This window comes from Brucella grignonensis (assembly GCF_002252505.1).
Taxonomy (GTDB): Bacteria; Pseudomonadota; Alphaproteobacteria; order Rhizobiales; family Rhizobiaceae; genus Brucella; species Brucella grignonensis.
Window position 1 is genome coordinate 580,921 of sequence record NZ_NNRL01000163.1, and the last position, 20,502, is coordinate 601,422.

The following is a 20,502-nucleotide window of genomic DNA, read 5'->3' on the forward strand; positions in this document are numbered from 1 at the left end:
GATATGGGTCAGGCCGTCAGACATACAATCCGCTTTCTGCTGAACGGCGAGACAGTTGAGCTCGACCGCGTTTCGCCTACAGAAACCCTGCTCGATTATCTGCGCCTCTCGTGCAAACTGCGCGGCAGCAAGGAAGGCTGCGGCGAGGGTGATTGTGGTGCCTGCACCGTGCTTGTCGGCAAGATTGTCGATGACGAACTCGTCTATGAAAGCGTGAATGCCTGCATCCGTTTTGTCGGCTCGCTGGATGCCACGCATGTCGTGACCATTGAGCATCTGCGCGGCTCCGACGGTGGCCTGCATCCGGTGCAAAAGGCGATGATCGATTTTCACGGCTCGCAATGCGGCTTCTGCACGCCAGGCTTCGTCATGTCGCTTTATGGTCTCTGGATGCGCAATCCAAAGCCTGCAGACGTTGAGATCGAAAAGGCGTTGCAAGGCAATCTCTGCCGTTGCACTGGCTATGAAGCCATCATGCGTGCAGCGCGTGCGATTTCTGACTATGGCACTTTGATGGATGACCCGCTTGCTGTTGAGCGTGCGCATGTCATCAGCCAGTTGACGGAATTGCGTGATGGCGCGCGGGTTGAAGTGGGTAGTGGCAAGGATCGTCTGGTCGTGCCTGCCAACCTCGATGATTTTGCCACTGTTTATGCAGCCGAACCCAAAGCAACAATCGTTGCCGGTTCAACCGATGTGGGCCTTTGGGTTACCAAGATGATGCGCGATATTTCGCCGGTGGTCTTCATTGGGCATCTCAATGAACTGCGTACAATCAGCGAAAAAGATGGTCTGATCAGCATCGGCGCGGGCGTCACCTATACGGAAGCTTTTGCGTTTCTGGCAAAGCGCATCCCCGCACTGGGAAGCCTCATTAATCGCATCGGTGGCGAACAGGTGCGCAATATGGGCACCATCGGCGGCAACATCGCCAATGGTTCGCCGATTGGCGACACGCCACCGCCACTGATCGCGCTTGATGCAAAGCTGACGCTGCGCAAAGGTGCGGAACAACGGACTATTCCTCTGGAAGAGTTTTTCATCGCCTATGGCAAGCAGGATCGTCAGCCGGGCGAATTTGTGGAAGCGGTCCATGTGCCAGTGCCTGATGAGCGCAGCCAGTATGCCATTCACAAAATCTCCAAGCGGTTTGAAGAAGACATCACCGCAACGCTTGGCGCTTTCCATCTGACGCTTGATGCTGAGAGCAATGTCGCATCCATCCGTATCGCCTATGGCGGCATGGCGGCAACGCCGAAACGGGCGCTCAATGTTGAAGCCGCACTTATCGGCAAGCCATGGAATGAGGCAACAGTTGAGGCGGCTGTGCAAGCCTATGACCTCGACTATCAGCCTTTGAGCGATATGCGCGCGACAGCCGATTATCGATTGCTCGTTGCGAAGAATTTGCTCCGCCGCTTCTATGCTGAAACGCAAGGCGAGAACGATGCTTTGCGTAAGTCAAACACTGTCGCGGCATAGGGAGGATGATATGAACAAGCATCCTGCAAACGAAATCAAAGCAGCCCGCATTAAGGGTGGTGTCGCGACCGATCAGCGTCATGATTCAGCCCACAAGCATGTGACCGGCGAAGCGGTCTATATCGATGATATTCCAGAACCCGAAGGCACGCTGCATATCGGTGTTGGCTTCTCGACCGTGGCGCACGCCAAAATCACCGATGTTGATTTGTCCGCCGTGGTAGCTGCTCCCGGCGTGATCGATGTGCTGACCTATAAGGATGTGCCGGGCGAAAACGATGTGTCGCCATCGGGCATGCATGATGATCCGATTTTTGCGGTCGATACTGTGCAGTTCCACGGTCAGCCGATCTTTGCGGTCGTTGCCCGCACGCGCGATCAGGCCCGCCGTGCGGCCCGCCTTGCCAAGATCAACTATGAAGAAATGCCGGGCCTGTTCTCCATTTCTGGTCTTGATGGCTATAAGGACAGATTGGTTTTCACGCCGCTGACGCTCAATCGTGGTGATGCGCGCAAGGCCATTGACGAAGCCCCACGCAAGGTCAAAGCCCGTATGACAATCGGCGGGCAGGATCACTTCTATCTTGAAGGTCAGGCTTCCCTTGCCATCCCCGGCGAAGATGACGATGTGACCATCTATTGCTCCACACAAGGCCCAAGCGAAACCCAGCATCTGGTGGCCCATGCGCTTGGTGTGCCGAGCCATTCGGTGACGGTTGAAGTGCGGCGTATGGGTGGCGGTTTTGGCGGCAAAGAAACGCAGGCCAATCAATGGGCGGCTATGGCCGCAATCGCCGCCAAGAAGCACAAGCGCGCCGTGAAAGTCCGGCTCGACCGTGATGAGGATATGACCTCAACCGGCAAGCGGCATGATTTCGTGGTCGATTACGAAGTCGGCTTCGACGATGAAGGCAATATCCTCGGCGTCGATTATCTGTTTGCATTGAATGCCGGTTTCTCCGCTGATCTGTCCGGTCCGGTCGGCGACCGCGCATTGTTTCACTGCGACAATGCCTATTTCTTCCCGGCGGTTCATGCGCAGTCCGCACCGCTTTACACAAACACCGTTTCCAACACCGCCTTTCGTGGTTTTGGCGGCCCGCAAGGCATGGTCGGTGCCGAGCGCGTGATCGAGGAAGTGGCCTTTGCTGTCGGCAAAGACCCGCTCGAAATTCGCAAGCTCAATTTCTATGATGCCATGGGCACCGAAGGTGGCACGCGCAATGTGACGCCCTATCACCAGAAGGTGGAAGATTGCATCATTCAGCGCATTGTCGCCGAACTGGAGGAGAGCGCCGATTACGCCGCGCGTCGCGAGGCAATCCGCGAATTCAACGCCAAGAGCCGCACTGTGAAACGCGGCATGTCACTGACGCCAGTGAAATTCGGGATTTCCTTCACCAAGACGGAATCCAATCAGGCTGGAGCGCTGGTGCATGTCTATAATGATGGCTCGGTGCATATGAATCATGGCGGCACGGAGATGGGGCAGGGACTGCATCTCAAAGTGGCGCAGGTGGTGGCTGAAGAATTCCAGATCGATCTTGATCGGGTGAAGATCACCGCAACAACCACCGCGAAAGTGCCGAACACCGCACCAACGGCAGCGTCGTCCGGTGCCGATTTGAACGGTATGGCCGCGCAGGATGCAGCGCGTCAGATCAAGAAGCGCCTTCTTCATTTTGCAGCCCAGCAATATCAGGTGCCGGAAGATCAGGTCGTTTTCCTTCCCAACCGTATCCGCGTGGGCAATCAGGAAATCAGCTTCAATGATCTGGTGAAGCAGGCCTATATTGGCCGTGTGCAGCTTTCTGCATCGGGCCATTACAAGACGCCAAAAATCCATTGGGATCGCGCCAAGGGCAAAGGCCATGCCTTTTATTATTACGCCTATGGTGCCGCCTGCTCGGAAGTCTCTGTCGATACGCTGACCGGGGAATATGTGGTGGAACGCACCGATATTCTGCATGATACCGGGCGTTCTCTGAACCGCGCCATTGATATTGGTCAGGTGGAAGGTGGCTTCGTGCAGGGCATGGGCTGGCTGACCACGGAAGAGCTTGTCTGGGACGACAAAGGTCGGTTGCGCACCCATGCACCCTCCACTTACAAGATCCCACTGGCGTCCGATCGTCCGAAAATCTTCAACGTGGCGCTGACAGACTGGTCGGAAGCTTACGAGCCGACGATCCACCGCTCGAAGGCGGTGGGTGAGCCGCCGTTGCCGCATGGCATGTCCGTGCTTTATGCGCTGTCGGATGCGGTTGCCAGCGTTGCCGATCACAAGATTAGCCCGCGCCTTGATGCGCCTGCTACGCCGGAGCGCGTGCTGATGGCTATCGAGCGGCTGCGAAGTCAGAAAGGCTGATGCGATGCTGGGCAGGCGGGACGACATAAGGGCGTTTCTGAATAAGCGGCCCGATAGTGTTCTGATCGAAGTCACCGATGTCAGAGGGTCCGCGCCGCGCGATGCAGGAGCGTGGATGCTTGTCGCCCGCGATATGATCTTCCGCACCATTGGTGGCGGTCAGCTCGAATATATGGCGATTGACCACGCCCGCAAGATTCTGGTCGGCGGCAAAGATTCCCCTATGGATGTGCCTCTCGGTCCTGAAATAGGCCAATGCTGTGGCGGTCGTGTCGCTCTAGGTTTCAAGCGTGTGAACCGTGGACTTGCAGAAGAGCTTGTTGCCAAAGTTGATGCCGAAATCGCCACCCGTCCGCATGTCTATGTTTTTGGTGCAGGCCATGTCGGTGACGCTTTGGCTTATGCGCTCTCGCTGACGCCCGTGCGGGTTATCCTGGTTGATACACGCGAAGCGGAACTGATGGCCGTGGATGCGCCGGGTGTCGAGACGTGTCTTGCGGCTATGCCCGAACAGGTGGTGCGTTCGGCCCCGCCGGGCAGCGCGTTTATCGTGCTGACCCACGATCATGCGCTTGATTTTCTGATCGTGACCGAAGCTTTGCAGCGTGGCGATGCCGTCTATGTCGGGATGATTGGCTCGAAGACCAAGAAAGCCACTTTCAAAAATTGGTTGAAACGCGAAATCGGTCGCGATGATTTATTTGATAATCTGATCTGCCCGGTCGGCGGTTCGGTCGTCAAAGACAAGAGGCCGGAAGTCATTGCGGCATTGGCCGCCGCCGAAGTTCTGACGGCGGTTCTGACTTCCGTACGTGTATCGCAACCCGCCTGATCAGGCGGGTTTTTCTTTGCGCATTTCCGGTAAAGCGCGAGAAGGCATCGCGCGATATAATACTTGAAAAACAAAGGAGTAGAGCGGTTTGAGCCGCTCTACACTAAAGCCTCGCGGATCAAACGCTGGCAGCGTTCCGTCATGAAATCGATGATCAAGCGGACTTTCGGGTCCTGAAAACGCTTGTGCGGATAGATCGCAGCGAGCTGTATCGATGCCGGTGGTGTGCTTTCGAGGATTGGAACCAGCCGCCCATCGCGGATATATTCCTTCACCTCAAACAGTGGTTTGTTGATGATGCCGCGCCCGCCTAGTGCCCATTGCGTCAATACGTCGCCATCGTCGGAGTCATATGGCCCGGTGACTTCAAACTTGCGCAGACCTTCCGGTGTTTGCAGCGACCAGAAATATTCTTTCGAACCGGGAAAGCGCAGGAGCAGGCAATCGTATTTGTCGCCCAACAACTCATCGGGTGACTGCGGAGTGCCGTGCTTTTCCAGATATTCGGGTGCTGCGCAAATCACGCGTTCGCAGTTCAAAATGCCGCGCATACGCAGGTTGGAATTTTCCAGAACGCCCAATTTGAAAGCAACATCAACGCTTTCGCTCATGATATCGATCTCATGGTCAGATAGTCGCAGGCGCACTTCTATGTCCGGATATTTGTCGTGAAACTCTGGAATCCCTGATGCAATGAGCCTTCGACCAAGCCCCAAAGGTGCCGTAATGCGAATCGATCCCTTCGGATTTTTGGCCAGTTCAGCAACGGCTGCTTCGGCTTCATCCACGGCTTCGAGAATTTTTAAAGCGCCATCATAAAATATGCGGCCATGCTCGGTTGGCGTCAGCTTGCGTGTCGTTCTGTTGAAGAGCCGCACACCAAGATGCTTCTCCAACTCCTTGATTCGATTACTTGCAACAGCTGGCGAAGCGCGCTGGTCGCGACCCGCCGCCGACAAATTTCCCAATTCGACAACGCGCACAAAAACGCGCAGATTATCAAGATATGACATGCGTCCGTTCCACCATTGTATATATTTTTTTGAAAGTGATGGTCGTGATGTGACGTTCCCATAGGGGCCAAGCTTTGGCACATAATAAAGTAACGAACAATGGGGCCACTGCATCGGCCCAAAAGTCGAAATGGATTTTTGGAAAGCGCGATGCGTCAACAAAACGAGACAGAGCGGCCTTTATGCTTCCCTTTGGACGCATGGCTCTCTGAGAATGGGAGTGCCTGATGTATGATTTCGCCGTAGCCTGGGACTGGCTGGGCTTCGCAGCGCGGTGGCTGCATGTGATTACCGCGATTGCGTGGATCGGCTCGTCCTTTTACTTCATTGCGCTCGACCTCGGTCTTCGCCAACGTCCCGGCTTGCCGGTTGGTGCGCATGGCGAGGAATGGCAGGTCCATGGCGGTGGCTTCTATCACATCCAGAAATATCTGGTTGCGCCCGCCGAAATGCCGGAACACCTGACCTGGTTCAAATGGGAATCCTACGCCACGTGGCTGTCGGGTTTCACGCTGCTCTGCATCGTCTACTATGCCGGTGCCGATCTCTACCTGATTGATCCGAATGTGCTCGATGTTTCCGTACCGGTCGCCATTGCGATCTCGATCGGTTCGCTGGCTTTCGGCTGGATCGCCTATAACACCATCTGCAAGTTCATGCTCGGCAAGAGCGATACGCTGTTGATGGTCATTCTCTACTGTATTCTGGTGGTGGTGGCCTGGGGTTATACGCACCTGTTTACAGGACGTGCGGCCTTCCTGCATCTCGGTGCTTTCACGGCAACGATCATGTCCGCCAACGTGTTCATGATCATCATCCCGAACCAGAAGATCGTGGTGGCGGATCTGATCGCAGGCCGCAAGCCGGACCCGAAATACGGCAAGATCGCCAAGCAGCGTTCGACGCATAACAACTATCTGACGCTGCCTGTTCTGTTTCTGATGCTGTCGAACCACTATCCGCTGGCTTTCGGGACGCAATTCAACTGGATCATCGCCTCGCTGGTGTTCCTGATGGGCGTCACGATCCGCCACTGGTTCAACACACAGCATGCCCGCAAGGGCAGCCCGACCTGGACCTGGCTGGTAACGGTGATCCTGTTCATCATCATCATCTGGCTCTCGACAGTGCCGAAGGTTCTGACCGGTGAGCCGGAAGAGCAGAAGGTTTCGGCATTGCAGCAGTCTTTCATCTCGGACCCGCACTTTGAAAAAGTGCGGGATACCGTTCTGGGGCGCTGCGCCATGTGCCACGCCAAGGAGCCGGGCTGGGAAGGCATCATTGCGCCACCGAAGGGCGTCGTGCTGGATACCGACCGGGATATTGCCGCGCATGCGCGTGAAATCTATTTGCAGGCAGGTCGCTCACATGCCATGCCGCCCGCCAATGTCACCGGCGTGAGCGAGGAAGAGCGCCAGCTTCTTGCCTCCTGGTACCAGTCCGCCACGCAAGGCACGAAATAAGGACCACGACTAAAATGACCAAGCTTCTGATCCGCGGCCGCGTGCTGACCTTTCGTGACGAACCGCAGAGCCTCGATGACAATGCCGCTTACCGCTATATCGAAGACGGCGCTGTTCTTGTCGAAGATGGCCGCATTCAGCGCGTCGGGGACTATGCTGAAGTAAGCAGCATGGCAGGCAACGACGTCAACGTCGCCGACCATCGCCCGCACCTGATTCTGCCCGGTTTCATCGATACGCATATCCATTATCCGCAGACGCAGGTGGTCGCTTCTTATGCAGCCAATCTGCTGGAGTGGCTCAACACCTATACGTTCGTCGCTGAACAGAAATTTGCCGATGAGCAGCATGCCGAATTCATTGCGGAGCGCTTTCTTGACGAGCTGATCCGCCACGGCACCACCACGGCGGTTGCTTACTGCTCGGTACATCCACAGAGCGTCGATGCCTATTTCCGCGCCTCACAACATCGCAACATGCGCATGCTCGGCGGCAAGGTCATGATGGATCGCAATGCGCCGCCAGCACTCTGCGACACGGCGAAATCCGGCTATGACGATACGAAGGCGCTGATCGCACGCTGGCAGGGCAAAGGGCGCCTCGATTATGTGATCACCCCGCGCTTTGCCATTACGTCCACGCCGGAGCAGCTCGAAGCAAGCCAGGCGCTTGTTCGCGAGCATCCCGGCAGCTACATCCAGACGCATCTTTCGGAAAATCACGACGAAATCTCTTTTACCAAGTCGCTTTATCCCGATGCACCGGACTATCTCGGCATTTACGAGCATTACGGCCTGTTGGGTGACAAGACCCTGCTTGGCCATTCGATCCATCTGGAGCCGCGCGAAGTGCGCGTCATGGCGGAAACCGGCTCGATTGCCGTCTTCTGCCCGACTTCCAATATGTTTCTCGGCTCGGGTCTTTTCGATCGCGACCGCTTGAAAGCATCGGGCGTGCGCATGGCGGTGGCGACCGATGTTGGTGGTGGCACGAGTTTCTCCATGCTGCGCACTATGGACGAGGGTTACAAAGTCCTGCAGCTGCGCGAACAGCGTCTGAACCCGTTCCAGTCATTCTACATGATGACGCTGGGCAATGCCCGCGCGCTGTCGATGGAAGACAAGATCGGTACGCTCGACGAGGGCACGGAAGCCGATATCGTGGTGCTGGATTCATCGGCCACATCGCCGATGCGGCTTCGCATGGCGGCTGGCGCGACGCTGGAGCAGGAACTGTTCCTGTTGCAGACGCTGGGCGATGACCGCGCCATCGTCGAAACCTATGTGGCTGGCAAGCCGCTCAAGGCCGAACTGGCCTGATTACTCCAATCCTTGGAGGAGGATGACCCGTGGCGGAGCGGTCCGCTGCGGGTCTTTTTGTTAAAACTCTTCCGGGCGTTTGCCGCCCATGGCACGGGTAAGCTCGTCGGCGGTGGAGCGGATCAGCGGCCCGAACTCCTCGAGCCTCTTTTTCGGCAGGCGCACCGCAGGGCCGGAAACGGAAATACCAGCAATCGCCTCGCCATATTCATTGAAGATGGGAGCGGCGATGCAGCACATGCCGAGCGTATGTTCTTCATCATCAACCGACCAGCCGCGGGTGCGGGTTGCCTGAATGTCTTTCAAGAGCGCTGGCAGGTTGTCGAGTGTGCGCTGCGTGAAATGTTCAAGCGTGCGCCCCGAAAGAGCGTGCGCGATTTCCTTGTCCGACCAGGTGGACAATATGGCCTTGCCGATGCCGGATGCATGGATAGGCCCACGCCGCCCGGGCCGGAAAAAGGCACGCATCGGCGCATGGCTTTCGATCTGCGAGATGAACACGACGTCGCCGCTGTCCTCGACGCCGATATTGGCGGTTTCGCCGCTCGTTTCCATCAATGTCTTGAGATAAGGCCGCGCCAGAATGCCGAGCTTGCGGAACCGGCGAAAGGCATTACCGATTTCGAAAGCCTTGACGCCGATGGTCCAGTCTCCGCTTTCCAGATCGTGGGAAACCATACCATGATTTGCCAGCGACGACAGAAGGCGGTGCACGGTTGAAGGCGCCATACCGCTTTCATCGGCAAGGTCGGTCAGTGTCGAACCGTCATTTTCGGCGATTAATGCCAGCAGCTTCAGGCTTCGGTCCAGCACCTGCACAGACGAGGGCACGGCGTTTTCTGCCGCCTTGCGGCCCCGCTTTACCTTTGCCTGTTCCATCATCGTTCTCCGAATCCCGCCTTAGAGCGCATCCCGAAAAGTGTGAAACGGTTTTCGGACAAGATGCGCGTCAAAACAAACAGTTAGAGCGTGATCTGATTCAATCAGATCGAACCACGCTCTAAACTCACGAATTACCACTATCGCATCCATTGCTACTCGGAAAGGCATCGGCGGATTATCTCCATTCCGTTGAAAATCTTTATTTCCATATAATGGTATGCATTTCCATTTTTTGATATTAGCTTTTGTAAATGGAGATTAATTCCACAGAGCATTTCCAGCAAAAGTGCGTAAGTCGTTTGCGTCTGGAAATGCGTGAGAAAAAGAAACAAAGCGGTAATAGCCGTTCCACAGGAACGGACGCCGCTTGAGGAGGGAGCCGTCATGGCCAGAATGCGTGCAGTCGATGCAGCCGTGCTTGTGCTGGAAAGAGAAGGGATCAATTGTGCTTTCGGTGTACCGGGCGCAGCGATCAATCCATTTTATTCGGCGATGAAAGCGCGCGGTTCGATCCGCCACATACTGGCGCGTCATGTCGAAGGTGCTTCGCATATGGCCGAGGGCTATACCCGCGCAAAGCATGGCAATCTTGGCGTCTGCATCGGCACCTCCGGGCCCGCCGGAACGGATATGATCACGGGTCTCTATTCGGCTTCGGCTGACTCGATCCCGATCCTCTGCATCACGGGTCAGGCGCCACGTGCGCGTCTGGACAAGGAAGACTTTCAGGCGGTCGATATCGCCAAGATCGCAGCCCCTGTCACCAAGTGGGCGGTCACGGTTATGGAGCCGGCATTGGTGCCTTTTGTTTTCCAGAAGGCGTTTCACATCATGAAGTCGGGTCGTCCCGGCCCGGTTCTGATCGACCTGCCGATTGATGTCCAGCTTGCCGAAATCGAATTCGACATTGACACTTACCAGCCGATGGAAGCCTACAAGCCTGCTGCCACGCGGGCACAGGCCGAAAAGGCGCTCGCCATGCTGAACGAGGCGGAACGTCCGCTGATCGTCGCTGGTGGTGGCATCATCAATGCCGATGCGTCCGATCTTTTGGTTGAGTTCGCCGAAATCACTGGCATTCCGGTCATCCCGACCCTGATGGGCTGGGGTGTCATTCCCGACGACCATCGCCTGATGGCAGGCATGTGCGGTCTGCAGACCTCGCACCGCTATGGCAATGCCAATTTGCTGGCCTCCGATGTCGTCATCGGCATCGGCAACCGGTGGGCAAACCGTCATACGGGTAATGTCGACACCTACAAGAAAGATCGCAAGTTCATCCATATCGACATTGAACCGACGCAGATCGGTCGTGTCTTTGCACCGGACTTCGGTATCGTCTCCGACGCAGGCAAGGCGCTGAAGCTGCTGCTGGACGTTGCGACCGAATGGAAGTCTGCAGGCAAGCTGCGCGACTGGTCGGACTGGGCCAAGGAATGTGGCGAACGCAAGCGCACCATGCTGCGCAAGACACATTTCGACCAGACGCCGCTCAAGCCGCAGCGCGTTTATGAAGAGATGAACAAGGCATTCGGTCGCGATACCTGCTATGTCACGACCATCGGCCTCAGCCAGATTGCGGGCGCGCAGTTCCTGCATGTCTATCGCCCACGCAACTGGATCAATTGCGGTCAGGCCGGTCCGCTCGGCTGGACGCTGCCAGCAGCGCTCGGCGTGCGTGCTGCCGATCCTGACCGTCCGATTGTTGCGCTTTCCGGCGACTATGATTTCCAGTTCATGATCGAGGAACTGGCGGTCGGCGCACAGCACAAGCTGCCCTACATTCATGTGGTCGTGAACAATTCCTATCTCGGCCTCATCCGCCAGGCGCAGCGCGGCTTCAACATGGATTTCGAGGTGAGCCTCGCCTTCGACAACATCAATGCCAATGGCGACGCGGAAAAGGGCTATGGCGTCGATCACGTGGCTGTCGCCGAAGGCCTCGGCTGCAAGGCGATCCGCGTTCGCAGCCCCAACCAGTTTGCCGAAAGTTTTGAACAGGCAAAAGCGCTTATGGCGGAGCATCAGGTGCCGGTGGTTCTGGAATTCATTCTGGAACGCGTTACCAATATTTCCATGGGTGTCGACATCGATCAGGTTGTCGAATTCGAGGAACTGGCCGAACGTGGCGAAGATGCGCCGACCGCTATCGCAGCGCTTTTGGATTAAGAGCAATTCCCGGTTTTGTCCGCAATTGCGCAAATAGAGAATTATAAGGAGGCGAAAATGCCGAGATTTGCAGCCAATCTCACAATGCTCTTCAATGAAGTGCCTTTCATGGACCGCTTCGCACTGGCCGCAAAGGCCGGTTTTACCGGGGTGGAATATCTCTTCCCTTACGAGTTCAACCGGCATGAGCTGAAGGCGGCGTTGACCAAGCATAATCTGGCGCAGGTCCTGCACAATCTGCCTGCGGGCAATTGGGCTGGCGGCGAGCGTGGCATTGCGGTTCTGCCGGATCGCGTCGATGATTTCCGGCGCGGTGTGGCCGATGCCATCGATTATGCCACGACGCTCAACTGTTCGCAGGTCAACTGCCTTTCCGGCATTGCCCCGCAAGGTGTCGATCCGGACGTTTTGCGCGCCACTTTTGTCAGCAATCTGCGTCTGGCGGCAAAGGAACTGGGCAAGCATGGCATTCGCCTGCTGATCGAGCCGATCAACCACTATGACATTCCGGGCTTCTATCTCAACACGGTGGAGCAGGCGGTTTCGATCATCGACGAAGTGGGCAGCAACAACCTGTTCATCCAGTACGATCTCTACCATCAGCAGCGGACACGCGGCGAGCTGGTTGCAACGTATGAACGTTACAAGCCGCTGATTGCCCATGTTCAGCTTGCCGATAATCCGGGCCGCAATGAGCCGGGCACCGGTGAGATCAACTATCCGAACGTGTTCGAAGCACTGAAAAACGCCGGATATAAGGGCTGGATCGGCTGCGAATACAAGCCGAAGACCACCACTGAAGAAGGCCTCGGCTGGTTCAAGAACCATGAAGCCGAACGGCTGACCGCATAAAGAACGGCTGACCGCATAAATTTGATTAGGGAGTAAGCGACATGGCCAAGATAGGCTTCATCGGACTGGGGATCATGGGTACGCCGATGGCGCGTCATTTGCAGGATGCGGGACATCAGCTCTTCACCTCCCGGTTCAATCCTCCACCGCGCCAGGAGCTGATCGATAACGGTCTGCAAATTCTGGAAACGCCGAAGGCTGTTGCCGAAGAGTGCGACACCATTATCCTCATGCTGCCGGACACGCCACAGGTGGCCGAAGTTATCTTCGGCGAGGGTGGCGCGATCGGTGGTCTTGGCAAAGGCAAGTTGCTCATCGACATGAGCTCGATTTCCCCCATCGAGACGAAAGAGTTTGCGAAGAAGGTCCGTGCGACAGGTGGCGAATATGTCGATGCACCGGTTTCGGGCGGTGAGGTCGGCGCGAAGAATGCCAGCCTCTCCATCATGGCTGGCGGCTCGCAGGAATCGTTCGACCGCGCTCTGCCACTCCTGAAACTCATGGGCAAGAACATCACGCTCGTCGGCGATTGCGGCGATGGCCAGACAACCAAGGTTGCAAACCAGATCATCGTCGCACTCAACATCGAGGCTGTTGCCGAAGCGCTGGTTTTCGCTTCCAAGGCAGGCGCAGACCCGGCAAAGGTGCGCGAAGCCCTGATGGGTGGCTTTGCATCGTCCCGCATTCTCGAAGTGCATGGCGAACGCATGATCAAGCGTACTTTCGATCCGGGCTTCCGCATTTCGCTGCACCAGAAGGACTTGAACCTTGCGCTGCAAGGCGCAAAGGCGCTCGGTGTTTCGCTGCCGAACACTGCCGCGGCACAGGAACTGTTCAATTCCTGCGCGGCGCATGGCGATGATGGTCTCGACCATTCGGGTCTGGTGCGTGCTCTGGAACGGATGGCGAACCACGACGTCGCCTGACACTACAGCTGCATTCCTCGTGATGCCGGACTGCAAAGAGCAATTTTTTGCGCTCCGTTGCTCGAAAATCACTCTTTTCGCCACGGCCTGACGAGTTTGCAACTGTGGTGCTAAAACAGACCTGACTTCTCTGGAGGGAGAGGGGTGGAGCTGGCTGCTTGGAGGAAGTGGCCGGCTCCATTGATTTTATACGTGTAGCGCGGAATAGTGCCGTCAAACGATAATCAAGACCGGGAAACTCATGACCACGATTGCCGATCCGAAGAAATTTCTGACCAACCTTTTCGATGCCGCTGTTGCGGCTGCCGATCCTGAACTGGTGATCCGTGCCAATCTTCCGGCCAAGCCGAAGGGGCGCACGATTGTTATCGGTGCGGGTAAGGGCTCGGCGCAGATGGCGGCGGCTTTCGAGCGTGCCTGGGCTGAGCGGCATGAGGGCGAGGACGCGCCAATCGAGGGTATTGTGGTCACGCGCTATGGTTATGGCGTGCCCTGCGAGCGTATCGAAATCATCGAAGCGGCGCATCCGGTTCCCGATGCTGCGGGACTTCAAGCCTCGAAGCGACTGTTCGATGCGGTGTCCAACCTCACCGAAGATGACCTCGTGGTGGCGCTTGTTTCCGGTGGTGGGTCTGCCTTGTTGCCCTCGCCGCCGGACGGGTTGACGCTTGAGGACGAAATCGCCGTCAACAAAATCCTGCTTGCGTCCGGTGCGCCGATTTCGGCGATGAATGCGGTCCGCAAACATCTGTCGACGATCAAGGGTGGCAGGCTCGCCGCAGCGGCACATCCGGCAAAGGTCTTTTCGCTCGTTGTCTCGGATATTCCGGGCGATAATCCGGCCTTCGTGGCTTCCGGCCCAACTGTGCCGGACGAGACAAACCGCGATGAGGCTTTGAAGATCATCGAACGCTATAGACTGGAACTGCCCGATGCTGTGCTTGCGCACATCAAGAGCGAGAAGGCTCACGCGCCAAAGCCGGATGACAAGGTTTTTGCGAAGAACGAAGTACGCGTCATTGCTTCCGCTGCCGTTTCGCTGGAAGCGGCAGTGAAAGAAGCCGCGCGTCATGGCGTCGAAGCGGTGATCCTCTCCGATGCGATGGAAGGCGAGGCGCGGGAAGTGGCGCATGTTCATGCGGCGATTGCCCGCGAGGTGGCCGACCGTGACCGCCCGTTCAGGAAGCCAGTGGTCATTCTGTCAGGCGGTGAGACGACCGTCACCATTCGCGGCAAGGGCGGCAAGGGTGGACGCAACAGCGAGTTCCTGCTGTCTTTTGCCCTCGATATTGATGGTTATGACAATATCCATGCGCTGGCCGCCGACACGGATGGCATTGACGGATCGGAGGACAATGCAGGAGCCTTTGCCGATGGCTCCACTGTTTTGCGTCTGCAGAAAGCGGGCGAGGATGGCGCGGCGCGGCTCAACGCCAATGATGCATGGACAGCATTCGATGCCATCGGCGATCTGTTCGTACCGGGGCCAACCGGCACGAATGTCAATGATCTCAGAGCTATTTTGATAGTGGCTTAGACTCGTCGTCCAACAGGATGCGACTGGCCGCCCCATCCAGATCGTCATACTGGCCGTTCTTCAACGACCAGAGAAAGGCGACAAGGCCAAGCAGGCCCAGAAACAGCGCGATGGGAATGAGAAAGAGAAGTCCGCTCATTTGTGCGCTTCCTTGATGATAGCAACAGGCGCGATGGTCTTCTGCGTCTGTTGCTTTTGTTTTCCGGCCCGCAACCGCAATGCGTTGCTGACGACCACGATGGACGACAGCGACATCGAAAGTGCAGCCACCAGCGGGGTGACGTAGCCGAAAATCGCAATCGGCACGGCTATAATATTATAACCGATGGAAAGCGCAAAATTCTGGCTGATCAACCGGCCCGCTTCCTTCGAGACGGCAAAGGCAAGCGGTACTGCCGACAGGCTTTCACGCAGGAAGACGAAATCCGCTGCATTGCGGCCAATGTCGGCTGCCGTCGCCGGGGCCATGGAAACATGGGCGGCGACAAGGGCCGGAGCATCGTTCAATCCGTCGCCGACCATTAAAACCTTGCTGCCTTCGCTCGACAGCTTCTGCACCAGCTCCGACTTATCGGCGGGCAGCACTTCGGCTTTAAAATTATCGACGCCGAGATAGCCCGCAAGCTTTTGCACGGCGGGCAGCCTGTCGCCCGAAATGATACCAAGCTTCAGGCCGTTGCGCTTCAGTGTGGCGATGGCTCCGGCAGCGTCTTCGCGCGGCTGATCTTCAAAGCGGAAGGTTTCAACCAGCTTGCCATCAATGGAAAGACAGGTTTCGGGGCCATCTGCATGAGGCATGGCAGCGGTACCATCCGCCCAGTCCCGCTTGCCAAGCCGATAGATGGAGCCATTCAGTTCCGCTTCGATGCCTGCGCCCGGCACTTCCTCGATACGGGTAAAGGCAGTCATCGGTTTTGCGCCCGAAAACAACGCAAGCGCGCGCGACAAAGGATGGCGCGAATAAAGCGACAGCTCCGCAGCGATCTCCAGATTGTGGGGATCAATCGCATCGGCATTAATCAGTCTCGGCTGACCGAGGGTCAATGTGCCGGTCTTGTCGAAAATGGCAGTGTCGATCTCGGCCATCCGTTCCATGGCGGAGCCGTCCTTGATCATGATGCCGTTTTCAAACAGGCGACGAGCTGCAACCACCTGCACAATCGGCACTGCAAGGGCGAGCGCGCAAGGGCAGGTAATGATGAGGGTACAGATCGCGATATAGATCGAGCGATACCAGTCGCCGCCGGTATAGATCATCCAGCCGACAAATGCCGCAAAGGCAATGGTATGGACCATCGGCACGTAGAGTTCGGAAGCGCGGTCGGCAAGACGACGGTAATAGGCACGCCCGCCTTCGGCGATATCCATCAGCCGCACCATTTCGGCGAGGAAGGAATCCTTGGCTTCCGCCGTCGCGCGGATGATAAGCGGCGTGGAAAGATTAAGTGTGCCTGCGCGGATATCCGAGCCGGGGCCGACCGGGACCGCATCGCTTTCACCCGATGCAATGGCGCAATCGAGTTCTGAGCGGCCTTCTTCCACTTTGGCATCGACAGGTACGCGCTCACCAGCGGCAAGGATGATGCGCATTCCGGGGCGGATTTCGTTGACCGGCAGGTAATTGCGTTCGTCATTCTCGCCGATCACCACAGCACCGCGGCTGCCGAGCTGCGCCAGACCGCGCACGGCAGAGCGTGCACGGGCACGCATCATGTAGTCGAGCGTGCGGCCGATCAGCAGGAAGAACAGCAAGGTCACCGATGCATCGAAATAAGCGTGCTGGCCATGGTTCATCGTCTCATAAACACTCATGCCGAAGGCAAGCGTGATTGCGAGTGCAATCGGCACATCCATGTTCACGCGTCGTGTGCGCAACGCATTCCAGGCGGAAACATAGAAAATGCGACCTGAATAAATCAGCGTCGGCAGGGCGATGAGGCCGGAAATCCAGTGAAACATGTCGCGTGTCGCGGCATCCGCACCCGACCAGACCGCGACAGACAGAAGCATGACATTGCTCGAAGCAAAGGCCGCGACGCCAAGCGCAATCAAAAGCCGCGTGAAGGTGGGGTCCTTGTCCTGCGCCATATCGAAGATATGCGCTTCATAACCAAGCCTGCGCAGCGGATCGACCACATCTGGCGGCGTCTCGCCATCTTTCCAGCGTAAGGTCACGCGGCGCGCCGTCAGGTTGACGCGGACATAGGCAACGCCCGCGATCTTGCCGAGCGTCTCCTCGATATTCTTGATGCACAGGCCGCAATGAACACCGGGAACCGACAGGTCGAGCTGGCGAAAGCCGTCTCCAAGCGCACGGCTTGCGACCTGCATTTCATCTACAGAGACGGCCTGAACGACGGTCGCTATCTGTGCATTCTCGACGCAGCAGCTCATAGTATCCTCCCGTCCTTCACAAGAACGCGGACGATATGGCGATAAGGGTCTTCAAGACCGGCATCGGCATTCACTTCCATGATCCACGCGCCTTCGCCCAGTTCCAGCGGAGCGGTCAGCATGCCGGGCTCGCGGACTGTCAGCGTGACCTTGGTGTCGTGTACATCGCCGACCGGGCGCTTGAACTCAACCGTGCCACCGGTCAGGCCAACAGCCTTGCCATCTCGATCGGTGAGACGCCACGTAAATACGCCCTCAGCAAAGAACGGCTTTGATTGCCATTGCAGCGCGGCCTGCTCCTTGCCGGTCTGTGCCTTGTCGTTGAATTCCTGACTGGCGACATAGGTGTTCTTCACCACCAGCCCGCTCCAGCTATGGATGGCATTATAGGCCATGGTCAGATTGACGGCGATAATGACACCGAAGAAAGCGAGCATGATGCCCAGCATATGCCAGCCGGTAAACGTGCCTGAGGGTTTCGACTTGATCGACATTATCTGCCCTCCGGTGCCATGAACGTTGCCTTGTAGCGTGCGTGTTCCGCGCCGTTCGCGTCGCGCACTTCGATTTCATAGTCCTTACGATGATCGGTAATCGCATCATGCGGCATGGTGACGAAGACACGCAATGTCTTCAGACGGTCCGGCTCCACCGGAACATCATAATTGCCGTCTGCATCCGCTGTTTCGTCTTGCACCGTCAGTGCTGCCCCCGGCAGACCTTCGATGGAAAGACGGAAGGTGCGCGGCGTCGGGATCATGTTGAGCAGCTTGACCGTGTAGCCATTGCGGATCGATCCGTCCGACAGAAGCACATATTGCGGCGTGCGATCATGCAACACGTTGATGCCGATGCGCTGACGTGTTGACAGCGAGATGACGAGCGTCAGACCAATCAGAGCCCATATAGCGAAGTAAAACATGCTGCGCGGGCGTAGCACCTTCTTCCACGACAGGTTCTGCACCTTGTCCGAGAAGCTGTTCGGCGCTTTATAGACGCGTGCCGGATCAATGGGCGCGGTGCCATTATTGGTCGCGAGCGCCATGTTGGAGTCGTAATCGGCAAGCGTCGCATAGGAGATGAGACCGCGCGGCTTGTCGATCTTGTCCATCACAGAATTGCAGGCATCGATGCAAAGCGCACAGGTGATGCATTCCAGCTGCTGGCCGTCGCGAATGTCGATACCCATCGGGCAGGCGGCGACACAGGCATTGCAATCGACGCAATCGCCCACGGTTTCGCCTGCGGCAATCGCCTTCTTGGAATGGCGTGAGCGTGGCTCGCCGCGCCAGTCATTATAGGTGACGGTGAGCGAATTTTCGTCCAGCATCGCAGCCTGAATGCGTGGCCACGGGCACATATAGGTGCAGACCTGCTCGCGCATCAACCCGCCGAAAACATAGGTGGTAGCGGTGAGGATGGCGACGGTGAAATAGGCGACGGGTGCGGCTTGACCTGTCACGAAATCCATAAGCAGCTTCGGCGCGTCGGCGAAATAGAAAATCCATGCGCCGCCGGTCAGGACACCGATGACGATCCAGATGGAATGTTTTGTCACCCGCTTCCAGATCTTGTCGAAAGTCCATGGCCCCTTGTCGAGCTTCATGCGCGCATTGCGATCGCCTTCAATGGCGCGTTCAACGACCAGATAGAGATCGACCCAGACGGTCTGCGGACATGTATAGCCGCACCAGGCGCGGCCCGCGACCGAGGTCACGAGAAACAGGCCGAGGCCCGCCATGATGAGCAGGCCCGCGACGTAGTAAAATTCCTGTGGCCAGATTTCGACGAAGAAGAAATAGAAGCGGCGATTGGCAAGATCGATAAGCACCGCCTGATCGGGTGCATAGGGACCGCGATCCCAGCGCAGCCAGGGCGTCAGATAGTAGATGCCCAGCGTAATGAGCATGACAATCCATTTGAAGCGCCGGAACTCGCCCTGCACGCGCTTCGGAAAAATCTTCACCCGCGCTGCATAAAGCGACTTCCCACTCATTGGGGGGCGGGTCTTGGGGGAATTGACTGCCTGAACGTCTATGCGTTCGACATCATCTGACATTTGCCTTGCTCCTGAAGCACGATGCCGGACAGACAGAAGCTGGCTTGCCGGTAGACCGCACTTGCAACAATTGAGAGCGGGGTGGTTATTCGCCGTCCGTTCCGATGCAGTGACATGAGTGCAGCCCCGATTTGCCGTTCAACTGGAGCTGCCCTTTATTTTAACTGGCCCCGGAAAGGGGCCAGTAGTCGTTATTCACCACCGCCGAGCGAGTGGACGAAAATTGCAAGCTGCTTGACGGTCGCATCGCCGAGGCGAGTTTCCCAAGCAGGCATTACGCCGTGTTTTGGACGTGCGACCTGACGCGCAATGGCGTCTTCACCAGAGCCATAGAACCAGATGGCATCGGTGAGATTTGGCGCACCAAACTCACGCAAGCCTTTTGCATCTGCGCCGTGGCAAACGGCACAATTTTCAGCAAAAACCTTCTGGCCTTCTGGAACCATGGCCGGATCATGTGGCGTGCCGGAAAGGCTGACCACATAGGCGGCAACATCGCGAACCTGCGCGGGTTCGAGAACATCGGCAAAACCGGGCATTTCCGAAACGCGCGTTTCACTGTCATCAGGTGAACGCACCCCATGGCGAATGGTCGTCAGGATGTCGTCGACCGAACCACCCCACAGCCAGTCATCATCATTAAGGTTTGGATAGCCGAGTGCGCCCTGTGCGCCAGAGCCGTGGCACTGCACGCAATTGACACGGAAGGCAGCGGCGCCACCGGCAATCGCATATTGGCGCAAGTTTTCGTCGGCCAGAATCTCATGCACATCCTTGGCTTTGATCTGGTCGATAATGCCCTGACGACTGGCAGTAATCTCGGCATTTTCTTTCCAGAAATCGCCGCGGCTCGACCAACCGATCAGGCCTGCCGTTGAATTGGAGATCAGCGGCCATGCAGGATAGGCAATGACATAAGCAAGTGCCCAAACGATGGTCGCGTAGAAAGTCCAGAGCCACCAGCGTGGCATAGGATTGTCGAGTTCCCGAATGCCATCCCATTCGTGGCCCGTGGTCTCTACACCACTGACTTCATCTATCTGTTTGTCAGTCATTTTTGTCGTCCTTGAATGGAATTTCCTTCGCTTCATCGGCTTTCATTTTGCTTCCGGGGCGGAAGGCAAAGAGAATGACAAAGACAAAGAAGAGCGCCATGGCGAGCAGGCCCCAGCTATCGGCGAAAGTGCGTAGGGTATTATAATCCAT

General features: G+C 57.0%; 17 protein-coding genes. 9 read left to right on the top strand and 8 right to left on the bottom strand.

What is annotated here, in order from left to right; all coding sequences use genetic code 11:
- The first annotated feature begins 3 nt into the window (after window positions 1-3).
- The 3 genes from xdhA to xdhC are packed head-to-tail and all read left to right on the top strand — an operon-like array spanning window position 4 to window position 4,682.
- Window positions 4-1,482 carry a xanthine dehydrogenase small subunit gene (xdhA, locus tag CEV33_RS16580; protein WP_094541491.1) on the top strand — a complete coding sequence of 493 codons (1,479 nt, stop codon included), beginning with the start codon at window positions 4-6 and terminating at the stop codon, window positions 1,480-1,482.
- Window positions 1,483-1,492: 10 nt separating this feature from the next.
- Window positions 1,493-3,850, top strand: coding sequence for a xanthine dehydrogenase molybdopterin binding subunit (xdhB, locus tag CEV33_RS16585; RefSeq protein ID WP_094541492.1), 2,358 nt, complete (start codon window positions 1,493-1,495; stop codon window positions 3,848-3,850).
- Window positions 3,851-3,854: 4 nt separating this feature from the next.
- Window positions 3,855-4,682 (top strand): xanthine dehydrogenase accessory protein XdhC, encoded by an 828-nt coding sequence (xdhC, locus tag CEV33_RS16590; protein WP_094541493.1) that lies wholly within the window; start codon window positions 3,855-3,857, stop codon window positions 4,680-4,682.
- A 98-nt stretch (window positions 4,683-4,780) separates the two neighbouring features.
- Here xdhC and CEV33_RS16595 read toward each other — a convergent pair whose 3' ends face one another.
- Entirely contained in the window at window positions 4,781-5,695 is a 915-nt protein-coding gene (locus tag CEV33_RS16595; protein ID WP_094541494.1) for a LysR family transcriptional regulator, read from the bottom strand.
- Between the two features lie 227 nt (window positions 5,696-5,922).
- Here CEV33_RS16595 and CEV33_RS16600 point away from each other — a divergent pair, with 227 nt between their 5' ends.
- Window positions 5,923-7,158 (top strand): urate hydroxylase PuuD, encoded by a 1,236-nt coding sequence (locus CEV33_RS16600; protein ID WP_010658278.1) that lies wholly within the window; start codon window positions 5,923-5,925, stop codon window positions 7,156-7,158.
- A gap of 14 nt (window positions 7,159-7,172) precedes the next feature.
- A complete protein-coding gene (gene guaD / locus CEV33_RS16605; RefSeq protein ID WP_094541495.1) occupies window positions 7,173-8,477 on the top strand; it encodes a guanine deaminase in 1,305 nt (434 codons plus the stop codon).
- Window positions 8,478-8,537: 60 nt separating this feature from the next.
- On the opposite strand, the gene CEV33_RS16610 is transcribed toward guaD, so the two are convergent.
- Window positions 8,538-9,356, bottom strand: a complete 819-nt coding sequence (locus CEV33_RS16610) for an IclR family transcriptional regulator (RefSeq protein WP_094541496.1) — start codon at window positions 9,354-9,356, stop codon at window positions 8,538-8,540.
- A 387-nt stretch (window positions 9,357-9,743) separates the two neighbouring features.
- On the opposite strand from CEV33_RS16610, the gene gcl reads away from it, so the two are divergent.
- From gcl to CEV33_RS16630, 4 genes are all read left to right on the top strand, one after another.
- Window positions 9,744-11,528: a glyoxylate carboligase gene (gene gcl, locus CEV33_RS16615; protein WP_029925678.1), complete on the top strand. Its 1,785-nt coding sequence runs from the start codon at window positions 9,744-9,746 to the stop codon at window positions 11,526-11,528.
- Window positions 11,529-11,585: 57 nt separating this feature from the next.
- On the top strand, window positions 11,586-12,380 hold the full coding sequence (gene hyi, locus CEV33_RS16620; protein ID WP_010658282.1) for a hydroxypyruvate isomerase: 795 nt from the start codon (window positions 11,586-11,588) through the stop codon (window positions 12,378-12,380).
- Between the two features lie 41 nt (window positions 12,381-12,421).
- Window positions 12,422-13,306 (top strand): 2-hydroxy-3-oxopropionate reductase, encoded by an 885-nt coding sequence (locus tag CEV33_RS16625; protein WP_094541497.1) that lies wholly within the window; start codon window positions 12,422-12,424, stop codon window positions 13,304-13,306.
- 241 nt (window positions 13,307-13,547) lie between these two features.
- On the top strand, window positions 13,548-14,843 hold the full coding sequence (locus tag CEV33_RS16630; protein WP_094541498.1) for a glycerate kinase type-2 family protein: 1,296 nt from the start codon (window positions 13,548-13,550) through the stop codon (window positions 14,841-14,843).
- On the opposite strand, the gene ccoS is transcribed toward CEV33_RS16630, so the two are convergent.
- The 6 genes from ccoS to CEV33_RS16660 form a co-directional block, all read right to left on the bottom strand.
- Complete coding sequence (gene ccoS, locus CEV33_RS16635) at window positions 14,824-14,982, bottom strand: cbb3-type cytochrome oxidase assembly protein CcoS (protein WP_010658285.1); 159 nt, start codon at window positions 14,980-14,982, stop codon at window positions 14,824-14,826. The two genes, CEV33_RS16630 and ccoS, sit on opposite strands and share 20 nt — an antisense overlap.
- Window positions 14,979-17,237: a cation-translocating P-type ATPase gene (locus tag CEV33_RS16640; RefSeq protein WP_094541499.1), complete on the bottom strand. Its 2,259-nt coding sequence runs from the start codon at window positions 17,235-17,237 to the stop codon at window positions 14,979-14,981. The genes ccoS and CEV33_RS16640 overlap by 4 nt, the downstream gene beginning before the upstream one ends.
- On the bottom strand, window positions 17,234-17,731 hold the full coding sequence (locus CEV33_RS16645) for a FixH family protein (protein ID WP_094541500.1): 498 nt from the start codon (window positions 17,729-17,731) through the stop codon (window positions 17,234-17,236). Before CEV33_RS16645 ends, CEV33_RS16640 begins: the two co-directional genes overlap by 4 nt.
- A complete protein-coding gene (ccoG, locus tag CEV33_RS16650; RefSeq protein ID WP_094541501.1) occupies window positions 17,731-19,296 on the bottom strand; it encodes a cytochrome c oxidase accessory protein CcoG in 1,566 nt (521 codons plus the stop codon). The genes CEV33_RS16645 and ccoG overlap by 1 nt, the downstream gene beginning before the upstream one ends.
- Window positions 19,297-19,487: 191 nt before the next feature.
- Window positions 19,488-20,351: a cytochrome-c oxidase, cbb3-type subunit III gene (gene ccoP, locus CEV33_RS16655; RefSeq protein ID WP_094541502.1), complete on the bottom strand. Its 864-nt coding sequence runs from the start codon at window positions 20,349-20,351 to the stop codon at window positions 19,488-19,490.
- On the bottom strand, window positions 20,344-20,502 hold the full coding sequence (locus tag CEV33_RS16660; protein WP_094541503.1) for a cbb3-type cytochrome c oxidase subunit 3: 159 nt from the start codon (window positions 20,500-20,502) through the stop codon (window positions 20,344-20,346). Before CEV33_RS16660 ends, ccoP begins: the two co-directional genes overlap by 8 nt.